We start from the raw sequence: 568 nt of genomic DNA on the forward strand, positions 1-568 counted from the left end.
CATTAAACAATCTTGTGAACCACTGCTGTTTCGGCATATCGCCGTTTCCAACGATATTCCTCTGCAACAGTCGTTCTTCTGCTGCTATCTCTAATACCGAAAAGGTATTGCACCGCTTCCGCATCAGCGACCAGCAACGGAATTGATTGGTTTCGCACGCTTTTGATTCGCAACTGTTCGATTTTCAAGGACCAGTTTTTTCTCGCCCGTTTGTCGAGCGGAATTACATATTATCACTTTTGGTTCGACATTGCAACCGGTATTTTTAGGAATTTACCTATTGGTGGGCGATGACAGGATCGAACTGCCGACATCCTGCTTGTAAGGCAGGCGCTCTCCCAGCTGAGCTAATCGCCCATGAAAGATGGTGACCCGTAGGGGATTCGAACCCCTGTAACCGCCGTGAAAGGGCGGTGTCTTAGACCGCTTGACCAACGGGCCATCATGGTGATCCATGCTGGACTCGAACCAGCGACACCCTGATTAAAAGTCAGGTGCTCTACCAACTGAGCTAATGGATCAAGAGTTGCTGGTGGAGGGAGAAGGATTCGAACCTTCGAAGGCAGAG

Annotated in this window: 3 tRNA genes; all 3 read right to left on the bottom strand. The window is 49.5% G+C overall.

The window, feature by feature from the left end:
* Positions 1 to 281 precede the first annotated feature (281 nt).
* Positions 282 to 357 (bottom strand) — tRNA-Val (locus GTO89_RS16905).
* 8 nt (positions 358 to 365) lie between these two features.
* Positions 366 to 441, bottom strand: a tRNA-Glu gene (locus tag GTO89_RS16910).
* A 4-nt stretch (positions 442 to 445) separates the two neighbouring features.
* A tRNA-Lys gene (locus GTO89_RS16915) sits at positions 446 to 521 on the bottom strand.
* Positions 522 to 568: the final 47 nt, after the last annotated feature.

Origin of the sequence: Heliomicrobium gestii (assembly GCF_009877435.1) — a bacterium.
Taxonomy (GTDB): domain Bacteria; phylum Bacillota; class Desulfitobacteriia; order Heliobacteriales; family Heliobacteriaceae; genus Heliomicrobium; species Heliomicrobium gestii.